Raw genomic sequence first — 360 nt, 5'->3', positions numbered from 1 at the left:
AGAGATAGACTTTTTCGACTTTAGCATCGGGTCGCATCATGGCGGGCTGGCTCCTGAGGGAATCGGGAGCACAGCATCCGGGATCAGCTAAGCGCTTTGAATGTGGGGTTCATGGAGCGCTTACGATCAAACAGCCCGGCGTGCCGCGTCGGCACGAAGGCCGTATTGCCGTGGAAAACAGCGATACGCGTTGGTGCTCGGACGGCTTTGAGTTCCGCTGCGAGGACGGCGCGAAACTGAGCGTGACCTTCGCCCTGGATTGCTGTGATCGCGAAGCCATCGGTTGGGTCGCGAGCCCGACCGGGTACAGCGGCGATGATATCCGCGACTTGATGCTGGAAAGCGTGGAGAAGCGTTTTG

1 pseudogene is annotated in these 360 nt (G+C 59.4%); it reads left to right on the top strand.

Features of this window, described 5'->3' with window-relative positions:
- Nucleotides 1–119: 119 nt before the first annotated feature.
- Nucleotides 120–360 (top strand): annotated as a pseudogene (locus AACY49_RS31385) (IS3 family transposase); the annotation flags it as partial.

Source organism: Pseudomonas sp. EL_65y_Pfl2_R96 (assembly GCF_963970905.1).
Taxonomy (GTDB): domain Bacteria; phylum Pseudomonadota; class Gammaproteobacteria; order Pseudomonadales; family Pseudomonadaceae; genus Aquipseudomonas.
The sequence above is the reverse complement of the archived record's forward strand: the minus strand, read 5'-3'. Positions and strand labels throughout refer to the sequence as shown.